At 72.4% G+C, this 13,723-nt stretch carries 14 protein-coding genes; 7 read left to right on the forward strand and 7 right to left on the reverse strand.

Annotated features, from left to right (window positions below; translation table 11 throughout):
• Positions 1 to 10: 10 nt before the first annotated feature.
• Positions 11 to 997 carry a MerR family transcriptional regulator gene (locus tag ACYVDO_RS04970; RefSeq protein ID WP_460933327.1) on the reverse strand — a complete coding sequence of 329 codons (987 nt, stop codon included), beginning with the start codon at positions 995 to 997 and terminating at the stop codon, positions 11 to 13.
• Between the two features lie 226 nt (positions 998 to 1,223).
• On the opposite strand from ACYVDO_RS04970, the gene ACYVDO_RS04975 reads away from it, so the two are divergent.
• The gene (locus ACYVDO_RS04975) at positions 1,224 to 1,514 is read left to right on the forward strand and encodes a WhiB family transcriptional regulator (RefSeq protein ID WP_460933329.1); all 291 of its coding nucleotides are present in this window, start codon (positions 1,224 to 1,226) and stop codon (positions 1,512 to 1,514) included.
• 16 nt (positions 1,515 to 1,530) lie between these two features.
• On the opposite strand, the gene ACYVDO_RS04980 is transcribed toward ACYVDO_RS04975, so the two are convergent.
• Positions 1,531 to 2,715, reverse strand: a complete 1,185-nt coding sequence (locus ACYVDO_RS04980) for a methyltransferase domain-containing protein (RefSeq protein ID WP_460933331.1) — start codon at positions 2,713 to 2,715, stop codon at positions 1,531 to 1,533.
• 246 nt (positions 2,716 to 2,961) lie between these two features.
• Here ACYVDO_RS04980 and ACYVDO_RS04985 point away from each other — a divergent pair, with 246 nt between their 5' ends.
• The gene (locus ACYVDO_RS04985; protein WP_460933333.1) at positions 2,962 to 3,357 is read left to right on the forward strand and encodes an SRPBCC family protein; all 396 of its coding nucleotides are present in this window, start codon (positions 2,962 to 2,964) and stop codon (positions 3,355 to 3,357) included.
• A 10-nt stretch (positions 3,358 to 3,367) separates the two neighbouring features.
• Positions 3,368 to 3,853, forward strand: coding sequence for a DUF3995 domain-containing protein (locus tag ACYVDO_RS04990; RefSeq protein ID WP_460933335.1), 486 nt, complete (start codon positions 3,368 to 3,370; stop codon positions 3,851 to 3,853).
• Between the two features lie 58 nt (positions 3,854 to 3,911).
• On the opposite strand, the gene ACYVDO_RS04995 is transcribed toward ACYVDO_RS04990, so the two are convergent.
• Both ACYVDO_RS04995 and ACYVDO_RS05000 read right to left on the reverse strand, forming a co-directional pair.
• Entirely contained in the window at positions 3,912 to 4,343 is a 432-nt protein-coding gene (locus ACYVDO_RS04995; RefSeq protein ID WP_460933337.1) for a single-stranded DNA-binding protein, read from the reverse strand.
• A 116-nt stretch (positions 4,344 to 4,459) separates the two neighbouring features.
• On the reverse strand, positions 4,460 to 6,160 hold the full coding sequence (locus ACYVDO_RS05000; protein ID WP_460933339.1) for an HAD family acid phosphatase: 1,701 nt from the start codon (positions 6,158 to 6,160) through the stop codon (positions 4,460 to 4,462).
• 102 nt (positions 6,161 to 6,262) lie between these two features.
• Between ACYVDO_RS05000 and ACYVDO_RS05005 the strand changes: the two genes are divergently transcribed.
• The 4 genes from ACYVDO_RS05005 (at position 6,263) to ACYVDO_RS05020 (ending at position 10,574) form a co-directional block, all read left to right on the forward strand.
• Positions 6,263 to 6,823 (forward strand): GNAT family N-acetyltransferase, encoded by a 561-nt coding sequence (locus ACYVDO_RS05005; protein WP_460933341.1) that lies wholly within the window; start codon positions 6,263 to 6,265, stop codon positions 6,821 to 6,823.
• Positions 6,824 to 6,957: 134 nt separating this feature from the next.
• Positions 6,958 to 8,343 (forward strand): D-alanyl-D-alanine carboxypeptidase family protein, encoded by a 1,386-nt coding sequence (locus ACYVDO_RS05010; RefSeq protein WP_460933343.1) that lies wholly within the window; start codon positions 6,958 to 6,960, stop codon positions 8,341 to 8,343.
• A gap of 120 nt (positions 8,344 to 8,463) precedes the next feature.
• Positions 8,464 to 10,026: an MFS transporter gene (locus ACYVDO_RS05015; protein WP_460933345.1), complete on the forward strand. Its 1,563-nt coding sequence runs from the start codon at positions 8,464 to 8,466 to the stop codon at positions 10,024 to 10,026.
• A gap of 188 nt (positions 10,027 to 10,214) precedes the next feature.
• The gene (locus ACYVDO_RS05020) at positions 10,215 to 10,574 is read left to right on the forward strand and encodes an RNA polymerase-binding protein RbpA (protein WP_316008812.1); all 360 of its coding nucleotides are present in this window, start codon (positions 10,215 to 10,217) and stop codon (positions 10,572 to 10,574) included.
• Between the two features lie 93 nt (positions 10,575 to 10,667).
• On the opposite strand, the gene ACYVDO_RS05025 is transcribed toward ACYVDO_RS05020, so the two are convergent.
• Genes ACYVDO_RS05025 through lnt form a run of 3 tightly spaced genes read right to left on the reverse strand, consistent with a single transcriptional unit; the run spans position 10,668 to position 13,556 of the window.
• A complete protein-coding gene (locus ACYVDO_RS05025; RefSeq protein ID WP_460933347.1) occupies positions 10,668 to 11,159 on the reverse strand; it encodes an FxsA family protein in 492 nt (163 codons plus the stop codon).
• A complete protein-coding gene (locus ACYVDO_RS05030) occupies positions 11,144 to 11,926 on the reverse strand; it encodes a polyprenol monophosphomannose synthase (RefSeq protein ID WP_460933349.1) in 783 nt (260 codons plus the stop codon). The genes ACYVDO_RS05025 and ACYVDO_RS05030 overlap by 16 nt, the downstream gene beginning before the upstream one ends.
• Positions 11,919 to 13,556, reverse strand: coding sequence for an apolipoprotein N-acyltransferase (gene lnt, locus ACYVDO_RS05035; protein WP_460933351.1), 1,638 nt, complete (start codon positions 13,554 to 13,556; stop codon positions 11,919 to 11,921). The genes ACYVDO_RS05030 and lnt overlap by 8 nt, the downstream gene beginning before the upstream one ends.
• Positions 13,557 to 13,723: the final 167 nt, after the last annotated feature.

Genomic DNA, 13,723 nt, shown 5'->3' on the forward strand with positions numbered 1-13,723 from the left:
CGAGGACGGGTCAGGAACGCGACCCGGGAGGGTGCATCAGCAGGTTCGCGGCGCTGGCGAGGTCGTTCGCGCGAGCCACGGTCACGCGCGGCGACACCGGGGGAGTCGTGTCCGGCCAGCCCGGTCCGCCGATGACGAGGAGCATCGGGTGGTCGATGATGTTCAGGGTCTGCCAGATCGGCTCGTTGCTCGCCCGCTCGAGCGAGGCCCACAGGAACACGCGGTCGGGTCGGCGCGTGCGCATGACGTTGCTCAGCGCGTGCGTGGGCATCCGGGGCCCGAGGTAGGAGACACCGAGTCCCTGCCGGGCGAGCTCGGCCTGGAGCGCGAGCAGGGGAAGGTAGTGCTGCTCCTCGTCCGCGCTGGCCAGGATCACCTCTGCCTGGACCCGCTGCGGCCGGCTGGCCTGGATCACGGCGCGGAGCTCGGTCACGAGCATCTCGCTGGCCAGGTGCTCCGACTCCACCCCGAGCGCGCCCCGGCCCCACTGGTCGCCGATCTCGCGCATCGCGGGGGCGAACACGTCGGTCCACGCGCCGACGAGGTCTCGCTCGCGCAGGGTGGCCTGGTAGAGGCGGGAGAGGGACTCGGGGTCGAGGGCCAGGGCGGCGCTGGTGATGGCGGCCACGCGACCGCGGTCACCCTGGGCCTGGACCGGGTGGTCCTCTGCCGTCTCGACCTGCAGCCTGGTGGTGTCCATGGCCGAGGCCACCCGCGCCGCTGACTGGGCTGGGACGCCCTTGTCGATGAAGCGGGACATGACGCGCACGCGGCGGATGTCCTCCTCGGAGTAGCGCCGGTGACCGCCGGGCGTGCGCTGGGACGGCCCGACGCCGTACCGGCGGTCCCAGGTGCGCAGCGTGGCGGTGGGGATGCCCAACCGATCCGCCACCCGGCCGACCGACCAGTCCAGGTCCGCGGGATCCGCGGCGAGGGTCGGCTCCGACACCGAGCGGCGGACGGGGGCGTCCGGATTGCGTTCGGGCCCGGAGGTCACTGGGTACCACTCCTCACAGTTAGCGCCCGGGACACCTGCCGTCGGGGGTTTCGATCGATCACCGCCGCCACGGTCTTCCGGGCATGAACAACTATAGAACTTATTCGAGGGTGTTGCATAGTGAAGCGTTTCTGCATAAGTTGTTGACACACGTTTGAAGAGGTTGTGCAGAATTTGGCAGCCTCGCCGACGCAGTTCTCCACCAGCGAACAGGACGGGACACCCAATGGACGTGGGCAACATCAAGCGGCTGCCGAAGCCCCTCATGGACAACTACGACTGGCAGCTGGAGGGGGCCTGCCGCAGCAGCAGCCCGGACCAGTTCTTCTTCGGTGAGGCCGAGCGGGGGAAGCGGCGGATGGCCCGGGAGGCAGCGGCCAAGGCGCTCTGCGCCACCTGTCCCGTCGTGCAGGCGTGCCTGGCCCACGCGCTCAAGGTGCGCGAGCCCTACGGCGTCTGGGGTGGCACGACGCCCGAGGAGCGCGAGGTCATGGTGCGTCGGGCTGCGGCGGTCTGAGCGGTCCACCACGACATCACCCCCGTTCCAGCAGGACCGCCACCTCGTGGTGGGAGGTCTGGGGGAACATGTCGAACAGCCGTGCTTCGCGGACGCGCAGCGACGGCATGGCGGCAAGATCGCGCGAGAGTGTCGTGACGTTGCAGCTGGAGTAGATCACGTGGCGCAGGCCGGAGAAGCGCTCGATGCGGCCGGCCAGGTCGGACCCCAGGCCACGACGCGGGGGGTTCACGACGACGACGTCGGGCGAGTCCGGTCCGGCGCCCTCGGGGCCGGGGGCCCCACCTTCCTGCAGGGTCGTGCCGAGTGGATGCGCGGTGGCGTCGACGGCCTCGAAGACGGCTGATCCCGGTGCGGCGCCGAGCTCCCGCGCGCTGCGCTCGGCGCTGGCGACGGCGGCAGGGGAGACCTCCAGCCCCCGCACGGCCGCAGCTGCTCCTGACCGCAGGGCGTGCAGGGCGAAGCCGCCCACCCCGCAGTAGAGGTCCCACAGCAGGCCGGGACGCGACCTCGCCACCCACTGGGTCGCCTGGGCGTACAGCGCCGCCGCGACCGTGGTGTTCGTCTGGAAGAAGCTCTGCGGTCGCAGGTACAGGGTGAGGTCGTTGACCCGCATCGACAGCGAGTCGGTCCGGCTGAGGACGACCTCCTCCCTGCCCTCGAGGACGGCCCTGTGCTCGGGGAGCAGGTTGGCGGTCACCACGGCGGCTCGGGGCAGGGTGGTGGCGAGGTCGGAGAGGGCCTCGCGCAGCCGAGGGAGCTGGCCGGGGGACCGCAGGACGAACCGGACCATGAGCTCGCCGTCGGGGGAGTGGGTGACCAGGACGTGCTTGAGCTCTCCCGACCGGCGGGCGACGTCATACGGAGTCAGGCCGCTGCGGGCGACCAGTCCAGGCAGGGCCAGGACCGCCTCGCGCAGGCCGGGCTCGTAGAGCCCGCACCCGGTGAGGTCGACCGCACCGCCGTGGCTGTCGAGGATGCCGAGGACGGGGGCGCCGCGCCGACCGCCCACGACGAGCTTGGCCTTGTTCCGGAAGCCCGACTCCGGGCCGGCGTACGGCTCCAGCCACTGCGAGTCCGCGACGTGGTCGGCGAGGGCGGTCCGGACCGAGGCGTCCTTGTCGGCCAGCTGCACGGCATACGGGACGTTCATCAGCGAGCACGAGCGGCACACGCCGGCGTCGAAGTAGTCGCACTGCACGCGAGCAGGGTAAGGGGCGCGCACCCGCACGACCGGCGGGGGACACCACGGCGCGGCACCGGGGCGACCATCGGTTGCCACGCCCGGGACGTCCGGCCCTGCCCGCCGGTGGTGCGGCGGCCGACGGGAGGCGAGGGCGCCGTACCTGGGGCTGCTGGCCGGGTCGGCACTCGGCCTCGTCGCCCGCTGCTCCACCTCGGCGTGACCCACGCGGACCGGATCCATCCCGAATGGCAGGACCTGGGGGTGGGCGACGTCATCGCCTTCACCCCGGCGGGCTATCCCGGCGGGCGCAGCGGGCCCCGGGTCGTCCAGCTGGCGGCCGGTCACCACCTCGTGCTCGACTCCAGCCCCGGCGCGCCCGGCGGGGCGGTCACGGGCACGTGGCAGTTCGTCCTGCACGAGGACCGTGCGGGTGGCACCAGGCTGGTGTTCCGGACCAGGTCGGGTCCGGGGCGTCCGGCTGCGCTGCGCGCGGTCGACCGGCTGCTCACGCCGGGCTACCTGGTGATGAACCGCGCCATGCTGCTGGGGTTGAAGGCTCGGGCGGAGGGGGAGTCGCAGCCCGCGGAGGGACCCGCGGAGGGGCCCAGGCCGGGAGAGGGGTCTCACCCGGTCCGCGCTGGCGCTCGGAGCACCTAGGGTCGACGCCATGCGCCGCGGCACCCTGATCTCGTTCACGACGGCTGCCGGACTCGGCGTGGTGCATGCAGCCGCCAGTCTGTACTGGGCGTTCGGCGGCGACGCGCTCGCCGACACCGTCGGGGAGTGGGCCGTGGCCTGGCGGGCGGGTTCTCCCGTGGCTGCCGGCCTTGCCCTGGCCGGCATCGGGCTGGGGAAGCTGGCCGCCGCGTGCGTGCCCTGGGCGGCGGCCCGGGCAGGAGGACCCCACGGGGCCCTTCGTCGGTGGTGCTGGGCCGGCTCGGCGCTGTTGGTGGTCTACGGCCTGGCCAACACGGCCGCCGCGAATCTCGCCCTCGCCGGCGTCGGCGGTGCGGTGGACGACCTCGCAGCCACGCGCGGCCACGCCTGGCTGTGGGACCCGCTGTTCCTGGCGTGGGGGGTCGCGCTCGGGACGGGCCTGTGGCAAACCCGGGCGAGGGAGCGGGGTCGCCTGCTCACGGAGCCGTTGGAATGACATAATGTGGATTATCGGCGTTGTACCGTGGCGCGTGGGAAGGACTGAAGGGTCCGGGTCAACCGGCCGATGCACGCCCTCGATGACTCGCTCCGCCGGTCGGAGCAGCCGACACGGTCCCGGAGGCTCGTCGCGACCGCCGGTCCGTCCCGCCCTGGCTGCGGACCCGGTGCAGGGTCACCGCCTCGACCTCGTACCGGCTCGCCGCACCCGCGCCGGTGTGGAAGAACCGGCGCCGCAGCGAACCCTCCACCTGGACCACGTCGCCGTCGGCGAGTCCACGTGCCGTCCGGCGCAGCCGGGTCGTCCAGCACGCGACGTCGATCGTGTCGACGCTCGCCGTCGTCCTGCGTGGCGACCGGCCTGTCCTCGGGACGACGATGCGCAGCGACACCACCTCGTCCCCGCTGGGCAGCTCGCGCTCCTGGCCGCTGCCGCTCACCCTGCCGACGAGGCGCACCTCGTTGGCCCACTCCCCTGTGTCGATCATGTGTTCGATGGTGCTGCCCGGGCCGGGAAGCACACCAGCCGCGACCGGCGCCCCTGTGGACGGGGGCCGGCCGCGGCCGGGTCTGTGGACGACTGCCTCACGGCAGGCGGCTGCGGTCAGGGCAGGTAGTACATCGGGTTCGGCAGCTTGACCGTCCGGTCGGCGTGGCCGCCGATGAGGTCGCTGAACTGGTCGCCGAAGTTCGCCACGACGTCGTACCCGAGGTCGTCCTCGACGTGCTTGCGGACGGTCGACTTGTACTCGATCGTCGTGCAGGACGGGTAGGCCACGCAGTCGGACGCCGTCACCCAGGCCGGCGGGGTCGAGCCGCTGACCCACTTGGTGAAGTACGTCTGCGGCGTGAAGCCCTGGTACCCGACCTTGGCCAGGTTGGCCAGGGTCGCGTCCTTCTGGGTGTCGTTGCGACCCGTGAGGCCCACCAGCGTGCACCCGGCCTGCGCGGCGGAGTTGACGAGGTCGACCATGCCCGGCGTCGCCGGGAACTTGCCCTCGTTCACCCACGGGGCCTGCGCCTGCGGGGTGAACACGAAGTGCATGGCACCGACCTCCATGTTGTAGCCCCACAGGGTGGTGTCGTCGGCGTCGAGCACGATGGCCGGCTTCCGGCCCTGGCCGGCCCTGGTCGCGCAGGCCTGCAGCAGGCGCGTGCGCTGCTGCTTCTGGATCGTGGCCATCTCCGAGATGTAGCGGGACGAGGTGGTCGCGGCCGTGCCGGTGCCCTTGGGGTCGCCGTAGTAGGCGTACACGGTCTTCTTCACGGAGTCGATGTTGGGGATGCCCTCGCCGCCCTGGGTCAGGCCGCTCGAGCCGTCCGGCGCCATGGTGAAGTGGGTGCGCGGCGCGAGCCACGGCTCCTTGACGCCGGGCAGGTCCGGCGACGGGAGGTAGTACGTCGGGTTCGGCAGCTTGAGCCAGTGGTCGGCGTACCCGCCCTGCAGGTCGGAGAACTGGTCGCCGACGTTGAGGGCGATGTCGTACCCGAGGTCCTGCTCGATGTGCTTGCGGGTGCCCGCCTTGTACTCGACCGTCGTGCACGTGGTCACGGCGGCGCAGCTGAGGTATGCCGGCGGCGTCGTCCCCGAGTTGAACTTGGTGAAGTAGTTGTCCGGGGTGAAGGCCGTGTAGCCGACCTTGGCGAGGTTGCCGAGGGTGTGCGCCTTCTGGCTGTCGCTGCGGCCGGTGAGGCCGAACACCGTGAAGCCCATCGCCTGGGCGTCGTTGACGAAGTCGACCATGCCGGGGACGGCCGGGAACTTCTCGCCGTCGACCCACGGCGCCTGCGCCTGGGGGGTGAAGACGAACTTCATGTCCCCCACCTCCATCTGGTAGGTCCACAGCGTCGTGTCGTCGGCGTCGAAGACGATCGCCGGCTTCTCGTGGTGGCGCTTCGCGTCGGCGAGCAGGCGCGGCAGCTGCTGGCGCTCCCGGGCGAGGATCCCGGCCATCTCGCGGACGTACGGCGAGTCGGTCGGGTTCGCGGCACCCGTGCCCTTGGGGTCGCCGTAGTAGGCGTAGATCGTCTTCTTGACCGAGTCGATGTTGGGGATGCCCTCGCCGCTGGTCGTGTAGCCGCTGGAGCCGTCGTCCTTCATCGTGAAGTGGGTACGCGGCGCCAGCCGCTGGTCGCGCCGGTCCTGGCGGCCGTGGTGGTCGTCGTTGCCGTGGGCGCTCGCCGGGGCCGCGACCGTGACGCCGGCTGCGGCCAGGGTCAGGGTCGCCAGCCCGGCGACCACCGCCCCTCGCCTGGTGCGGGGTGCGGTCGAGCCGCCCCCTTGGTGCTGGCTGGGTCGACTCATGTGACGAGCTCCTGACGGTCGCGCGGTAGGTGACCGCGGGAGGCTATGCAACGCGCTGACGTGGGCGGAAGTGACATTTGTCATGGGTGGCAGACTCGGTTCATGGTCTCCGGCACCGCCCTCCACTCCCCCGCCGACGACGCCGTCCTGCGCCCGCTCGCCGAGGCCGACGTCCCCGGCGTGCTGGAGCTCAACGCCACCCACGTCGAGCTGCTCTCCCCGCTGGACGAGGACCGGTTGTGGCGGCTGGTGGGGTGGAGCGAGCGTGCCGACGTCATCACCGCCGATGGTGAGGTCGCGGGGTTCGTGCTCACCTTCGCGCCGGGCAGTGGCTACGACTCGGAGAACTACCGGTGGTTCTGCGAGCGCTACGGCTCCGGGTTCCTCTACCTCGACCGGATCGTCCTGCACGACCGGTTCCGTCGCCGCGGTCTGGCCTCCAGGGTCTACGACCTCGTCGAGGCGCGCGCCCGGCGCGCCGGCCGGCTGGCCTTGGAGGTCAACGTCGACCCCCCGAACGAGCCGTCCCTCGCGTTCCACCGGGCGCGCGGCTTCGTGGAGGTCGGGACCCTGGGTCCCCGGGGCCACCGGGTCGGGCTCATGGTCAAGGAGCTGCCGGCCGGTGCGGGCCCGGTGCCCGGCCGACCGGCGGTGGGTGGGTAGTCCGCTCGGTCGGCAGAAGTCCACCGAAAGCAGGAGATGCCGCGTGACCCTTCCGGGTTAGGGTTCGTCGAGGTGGAGACAGCAGGTCGTCGCGCCTCGGGGGCGGCGGCAGGGGTGGATGACAGGACGACATGGTGGGGTTCGGACGACGAGCCGGCCTCGCGGCAGCAGCACTCGCGGCCGTGACGCTGGCAGGGGCGGCACCGGCGCTCGCCTCGTCCTCGACCCCGTCCGTCACATCGACCACACCGGCCCCACGCTCCCCCGGCACCGGCCCGGCGACCGGCGGACCCGGCGCGTCCCCCACGGGCGTCGGGACCGCCACCGACCCGGCCACGGGCGGGACCGGTGAGGTGACCGGAAGGGCCACGGCCACGCCGGGCGCGGCGGGCGAGCGCACGCTCAGCCCGGCCGACCTCGCGGCCCAGATCGCCAAGGCCGACGCCCTGACGGCCGACCTCGCCCGGTCCAACGCCGGCATCGCGGCGGCCGCCGAGAAGCTGTCGCGCCTGGCCGTCCAGGCCAACGCGCTGCTCCAGCAGTACTCCGAGGCGAGCACCCAGGAGCGCGCCGCCCGCGACGAGGCCGTTCGGGACGTCGCGGTGTACCAGCGGCTCAGCAGCCAGATGGGGCAGGACCGGCGCGCCCTCGCGCAGTGGGCCTACCTGGCGTATGCCGGGACCGGCGGCACCATCACGGACGTCGGCGCGCTGCTCGACACGTTGGCCAAGCCGCCCGCCGAGGCCAGCGACAGCGCCGCCCAGCTGTCCTACCTCAGCGACCTGCGTGCGGGTGCGTTCGAGCGGGTCCAGAACCAGACCGAGCTGCAGCGGTCCGTCGCGGTCCGTGCGGTCGAGGCGAGCACCCGGGCCACCGAGGCAGCCGCGGCCGCCAAGGCCGCGAAGGACGAGCTCGACGTCGTCATCGCCGAGCAGAAGTCACAGCTCGAGACCACGAGGTCGCTGCACGCGGCCCAGGTGCAGAAGGCCGGCCCGGTCGCGGGGCTGCTGCTCGGCAGCGAGGACGCCGCTGCCCTCGAGGCGTCCAAGCGGCTCCGCAAGGCCCTGGTCATCCCCGGGGTGTCGGCCGACGGGTCGGTCAAGCCCTGCAGCACCAACGAGAACGACTATCCCAACGGCCAGATCCCGGCTGCCGGCCTGTGCCCGCTCGTCGGCGACCCCAGCCAGAGCCTGCGCCCCGGGGCGGCAGCCGCGTTCAACGCGATGAGCCTCGCCTACCAGAAGGACAGCGGGAAGCCGCTGTGCATCACCGACTCCTACCGCTCGTACGCCGAGCAGGTGTCGGTCAAGGCCAGCCGCGGCAAGTGGGCCGCCGAACCGGGAAGGAGCGAGCACGGCCTGGGTCGTGCGGTCGACCTGTGCGGCGGCGTCGAGGACTTCGGCAACCCGGCCCACCTCTGGATGACGCAGAACGCCCCGTTGTACGGCTGGTTCCACCCTGACTGGGCCGAGCCGCAGGGTTCGCTGCCCGAGCCGTGGCACTGGGAGTTCGCGGGCTGACCGACGCCACTCCCCCGGCCGGGACGCCTCCGGCAGGTCGGCGTGGAGCGGCGAGAACGCGCCCGTGGTCTGGGTAGCAATACGCATTCGGCCGCAGACCCGCTGTGCCACCCTTCACGCATGACGACACAGGCGTCCGCCCCGGACGCGCTCTACGCCGACACCGACCGGTACAAGCGGCCGTGGTACTGGTACGACTGGGCCAACTCCGCGTTCGTCACGACCGTCGGCACCGTCCTGTTCGGTCCCTACCTCACGACCGTCGCCAAGCAGGCGGCCTGCCCGGGCCAGGCCTCCGACCTGCGCTGCGCCGTCAACCTGCACGTCGTCCCTGCCGCGGCCCACCTGCCCGGCTGGGTCTGGAAGGCCGCCCTCGTCGTCACGGTCCTGGCCCTGCTCGTGCTCGTCGGCGGCGTCGTGCAGCTCGTGCGCGACCGCCCGACCCCGGTGCCCTTCGCGCTGCCGCTGGGTGCCGCGGGCGCCGGGGCCGTCGCCCTCGTCCTGACCGCGCCCCTCGACCCGGGCTCGGTGGCGTCCTACACGATCACGCTGTCGACCATCCTGTCCGCCGTCCTGCTCGTCTTCGTGGGCGCCATCGCGGACCGGACGCCCCGGCCGGCGCGGCTGCTGGGCGCCTTCGCCTGGACCGGGGCCCTGGCTGCCTCGCTGCTGTTCTTCCTGCACGGGCAGAACTGGCGCTTCGGGGCGGGGATGATGATCCTGGCGACGATCGCGCTCGGCTCCTCGCTCGTGGTCTACGACGCCATCCTGTGCCGGATCGCCAGCCCGGACGACCGGGACGCGGTGTCCTCCAAGGGCTGGGCCCTGGGCTACCTCGGCGGTGGCCTGCTGCTCGCCCTCAACCTGGTCATCGTGTCCGCGCCCGGGCTGGTCGGCCTCGACAAGGCGACAGCGGTCCGGGTCAGCCTGCTGTCGGCGGGGTTGTGGTGGGGGGTGTTCACCGTCATCCCCGTCAAGGGGCTGTGGGACCTGCGCCAGGCGGGGGTCCGGGGAGTCGACGCCCCGGCGGCCGGGATCGTGCGTGGGAGCTGGACGCAGCTCGGCCACACGTTCCGGGACCTGCGCAGGTTCCCGCAGACGCTGACCTTCCTGGCCGCGTACCTGTTCTTCAACGACGGCATCCAGACCGTCATCACCTCGAGCAGCCTGTACGGCGCCGAGCAGCTGAAGTTCGAGCAGAGCCAGCTCGTCGCGCTGATCCTGCTGGTCCAGTTCGTGGCGTTCGGGGGCGCGCTGCTGTTCGGGCGGCTGGCCCGCAGCTACGGCGCGTGGCGCACCGTCCTCGGCTCGCTCGTCGCGTGGTCGGCCATCGTGGTGGCTGCCTTCTTCCTGCCGGCGAGGGCGTTCGTGCCCTTCATCGCCCTCGGCGTCCTCATCGGCATCGTCCTCGGCGGGAGCCAGGCCCTGAGCCGCTCGCTCTTCAGCCAGCTGGTGCCCAAGGCGCGGGAGGCCGAGTTCTTCTCGTTCTACCAGGCCATGGAGCGTGGGACGTCGTGGTTCGGGACGCTCTTGTTCGGCCTGGTCCACCAGGTCACCGGCTCCTACCGCCCGGCGATCGTCGCCCTCATCGTCTTCTTCGTGGCGGGCTTTGCCCTGCTCCGCCGGGTGGACCTGCGCCAGGGCATCCTCGACGCGGGGAACGAGCTTCCCCGTGACGTGTGACGCCCGGGGCCTGCCATGCCGAGGTCGTGTGATGTGTGTCACACCGGCCAACGTGCAGGCGTCCTGCACCGTCTCCAGGGGTAGGTACCGACGGAACACAATGCCGATCCGCCGCGTTGACCACAACGAATCCCTGAGCCCCGCCAGAACCGAGCGGGCAGGGACACCATACGTTGGGAGAACCCCTCATGGCAGAACGCACCCTCCGCGGCAGCCGAATGGTCTCGCACAGCCTGGAGACCGACGAGCACGTCGTCCCGAGTGAACGGCAGATCACCGCGTACGTGTGCCCGCAGGGGCACCGCACCGAGCTCCCCTTCTCGATCGAGGCCGAGATCCCGCCCACCTGGGAGTGCCGGTGCGGCGAGGAGGCTCGTCTCGTCGACGGTCCGGAGCCCGAGCACAAGCCGGTCAAGCACCAGCGCACGCACTGGGACATGCTGCTCGAGCGGCGCAGCATCCCCGAGCTCGAGGAGCTCCTCGAGGAGCGCCTGACCCTCCTGCGCGAGTCGCGGGGCGAGAAGCCCCGCCGCAAGCGCACCGCCTGACCACGCCGGTCGACGACGAAGGCCACGTCCCCTGGGACGTGGCCTTCGTCATGCCGCCGCGGGACCCCGCACTGGGCCCTCGGGTGCGACGGCTCAGAGCACCTCGCCCTCGATGACGTCCGGGCCGGACGGTGGCCCTCCCCCACGGCCTCCTCCCCCGAACACGCCCCCGAGCAGGCGGCGCGCCACCACGGTCTCGAGCAGAGTCCGCGCGATGGGGCGGGTCACCGGCAGGATGAGGAAGAAGCCCACCACGTCGGTGAGGAAGCCGGGTGCGAGCAACAGGGTGCCGCCGATGAGCACCAGTGCCGCGTCGGCGAGCTGGCGGCTGGGCATCTGCCCGGTGTTGAGGGCCGTGACCAGGGCCTGCCACGCGCGGGCTCCCTCGCGGCGCACGAGCCACGCACCGAGCGCGGACTCCACCAGCAGGAGCACGAGCGTCTGCCAGCCGCCGATGACCTTGCCGACGGCGATGATCGTCGCGATCTCCAGGATCGGGACGACCAGGAGCAGGACGAACACGACGGCCAGCCACCGGGGACGGCGGCGACGGCCGGCGGACGTCCGCCCTACAGCTGGTGCCACGTGGCCTCCCTGCGCGCGGGGCGGCCCAGGCGGCGCAGCTGGTCGGCGCGGTGGTGCAGCCCCCAGACGGTGATCCGCTGGAGCGACTCGCGCATGATGGCCCCGCTCATCTTGGAGTCCCCCACCTCGCGCTCCACGAAGGTGATGGGCACCTCGACCACCGTCATGCCCAACGAGACGGCGCGTCGGGTGAGGTCGGTCTGGAAGGAGTACCCCTGCGACGCCACGTCGTGCAGCCCGATCCGGCGAAGCGCGTCCGCCGTGTAGACGCGGTAGCCGGCCGTGGCGTCGTGCACGGGCATGCCGAGCAGGACGCGGATGTACAGGTTGCCGCCCACCGAGAGCGCCTTGCGGTGCACCGGCCAGTTGACCACCGAACCGCCCCGGACCCACCGGGAACCGATGACGAGGTCCGCGCCGGCGTGCACCGCGTCCAGCAGGGCGGGCAGCTGCTCGGGCTGGTGGGACCCGTCGGCGTCCATCTCGACGACGGCGTCGTACCCCCGCTCCAGCGCCCAGGCGAAGCCGGCCAGGTAGGCCCGGCCCAGGCCCTCCTTGCCGGCCCGGTGCAGGACGTGCAGCCGGGGGTCCTGCGCGGCGAGGTCGTCGGCCACCGCGCCGGTCCCGTCCGGCGAGTTGTCGTCGAGCACGAGGATGTCGGCCGAGGGCACCGAGTCCCGCACCCGGCGGACCACCGCCGGCAGGTTCTCGCGCTCGTTGTAGGTGGGGATGCACACCAGCACCCGCTCGATCGTGCGGTCAGACAACGACGCGTTCCCTCTCCTGGTCGGCCGGCTCCGTCGGTCCGGCGGTGCGCCCGACCCTAGCGTTCCGGCGGCCCAGCCACCGTCCCAACCCCAGGAGCAGGAGCATTCCCAGGGCCGCGGCATACTCCGGCAGTGGTCCGATCCGGTCCGAGGGGGTGACCTCCGTCCGGACCACCGGGGAGCCGTAGCGGGCCGCCTGGGTGAACAACGAGGTCTTGTCCACGTAGGTTCCGTCCGGCGCGATGAAGCCGCTCACCCCCACGGTCGAGACGTGGACGATGGAGCGGCCGTGCTCGATCGCGCGGATCCGGCTGATCGCGAACTGCTGCTCGGACTCGGCCGTGAACCCGAACGTCGCGTTGTTGGTCTGCACGGCCAGGATGCTGTCGCGCTTCCCGGGCTGCAGCGTCGAGTCCCGCATGAGGCCGTCGTAGGCCACCTCGAAGCAGATGGTGGGGACGATCCAGTACGGCCGGCTGCCGGGCACCGGCACCTCGAAGGCTCCCGGCCGGTCACCCCTGGTGAAGTCGCGGGCGACGAGGTCGACCTTGTCGCTGAAGTTCCGGAAGAAGGAGCGGTAGGGGATGTACTCGGCGAACGGGACCGGGTGCTGCTTGACGTAGCGCTGCGGCGGCCCGCCGCCGGGACGGTAGAACAGGCTGGCGTTGGAGACGTAGCGCCCCGGGCCGTCGAGGACGGCGCCGACGAGGACCGGCGCCCGGGCCGTCTCGACGGCGAGGCGGATGTCGGCGGCCGCGTCGAGGTTCTCCAGCGGGTCGATGTCGGAGGAGTTCTCCGGCCACACGACCAGGGTGGGCGGCGTCGACCGGTGGGCGGTCGCCCTGACGGTCGCCTGGACGTGGTTGTCCAGGACCTTGCGACGCTCGGCGTTGAAGTCCAGGCCCGGCTTGGGGACGTTGCCCTGCACGAACAGCACCGAGACCCGGCGGCCGTCGGTCGGCGGGGTGGTGGCCAGGGCGGCCGCCGCCGGAGCCAGGGCCGCCAGCACCAGCACGGCCCCGAGGGCGGGGGCGACCCGGGGACCCCGGGGGCGCGGGCGGCCCAGGCGGTGGGTCAGCTCGCGGCCCAGCAGGTGCAGGAGCACGCCCGTGCAGGCCACGGCGAACGTCAGGCCCGGCGCCCCGGCATACCGCGCGAACGGCGCGAGCGGGCTGTCCGCCTGGCTGAACGCGAGCCGCGCCCACGGGAAGCCGCCGAAGGGAGTGGCCCCGCGCGCCCACTCCTGGAGCACCCAGGCCAGCGGCACGACGGCGTACGCCAGGGGTCGCCAGCGGGTGCGCAGCAGGGGGCGCTGCACGGCGGCGGTGACGACGCACATGGCGACGACGTACAGCGCCTCCAGAACCGAGAGCGCGGCCCAGGGCAGGTTGCCGACGTAGACGCCCGTCCACGACAGGGTGGGCAGGAAGAAGCCGAGCCCGTGGCCCAGGCCGACCAGGGCGGCGAGGCGCCAGCGGGCACCCAGGACGGCAGCCGAGAGCAGCGCCACACCCACGACGGCGAGCCACCAGTGGTTCGAGGTCGGGAACGCCTGTGCCGTGAGCAGGCCCGAGACCACGGCGGTGAGGACCCGGGTGAGATCACGGGTGCGACGGGCTGGCGACGGCACGGCTCCACGGTAGGACACGACACGACCCGCGCCGCCGTTGGGACCAGCAGGGGGCCGGCTGGATGCCACCCCCCGGCTGTTGTCTACTGAGCACGCGGGCCGTGTCGTCGTCCACCACCGCGGCGGGGCGGGGTGTCAGCCGGGGTGGGACGGCGGTGCTGGCAGGC

The organism is Phycicoccus ginsengisoli (genome assembly GCF_054779295.1).

Bases quoted from the DNA above. Each gene is read 5' to 3' on its own strand.
- ACYVDO_RS04995 (WP_460933337.1), bottom strand. From the start codon at position 4,343: ATGATCGACACAGGGGAGTGGGCCAACGAGGTGCGCCTCGTCGGCAGG.
- ACYVDO_RS05020 (WP_316008812.1), top strand. From the start codon at position 10,215: ATGGCAGAACGCACCCTCCGCGGCAGCCGAATGGTCTCGCACAGCCTG.
- ACYVDO_RS05015 (WP_460933345.1), top strand. From the start codon at position 8,464: ATGACGACACAGGCGTCCGCCCCGGACGCGCTCTACGCCGACACCGAC.
- ACYVDO_RS04975 (WP_460933329.1), top strand. From the start codon at position 1,224: ATGGACGTGGGCAACATCAAGCGGCTGCCGAAGCCCCTCATGGACAAC.
- ACYVDO_RS04990 (WP_460933335.1), top strand. From the start codon at position 3,368: ATGCGCCGCGGCACCCTGATCTCGTTCACGACGGCTGCCGGACTCGGC.
- ACYVDO_RS05005 (WP_460933341.1), top strand. From the start codon at position 6,263: ATGGTCTCCGGCACCGCCCTCCACTCCCCCGCCGACGACGCCGTCCTG.
- ACYVDO_RS05000 (WP_460933339.1), bottom strand. From the start codon at position 6,160: ATGAGTCGACCCAGCCAGCACCAAGGGGGCGGCTCGACCGCACCCCGC.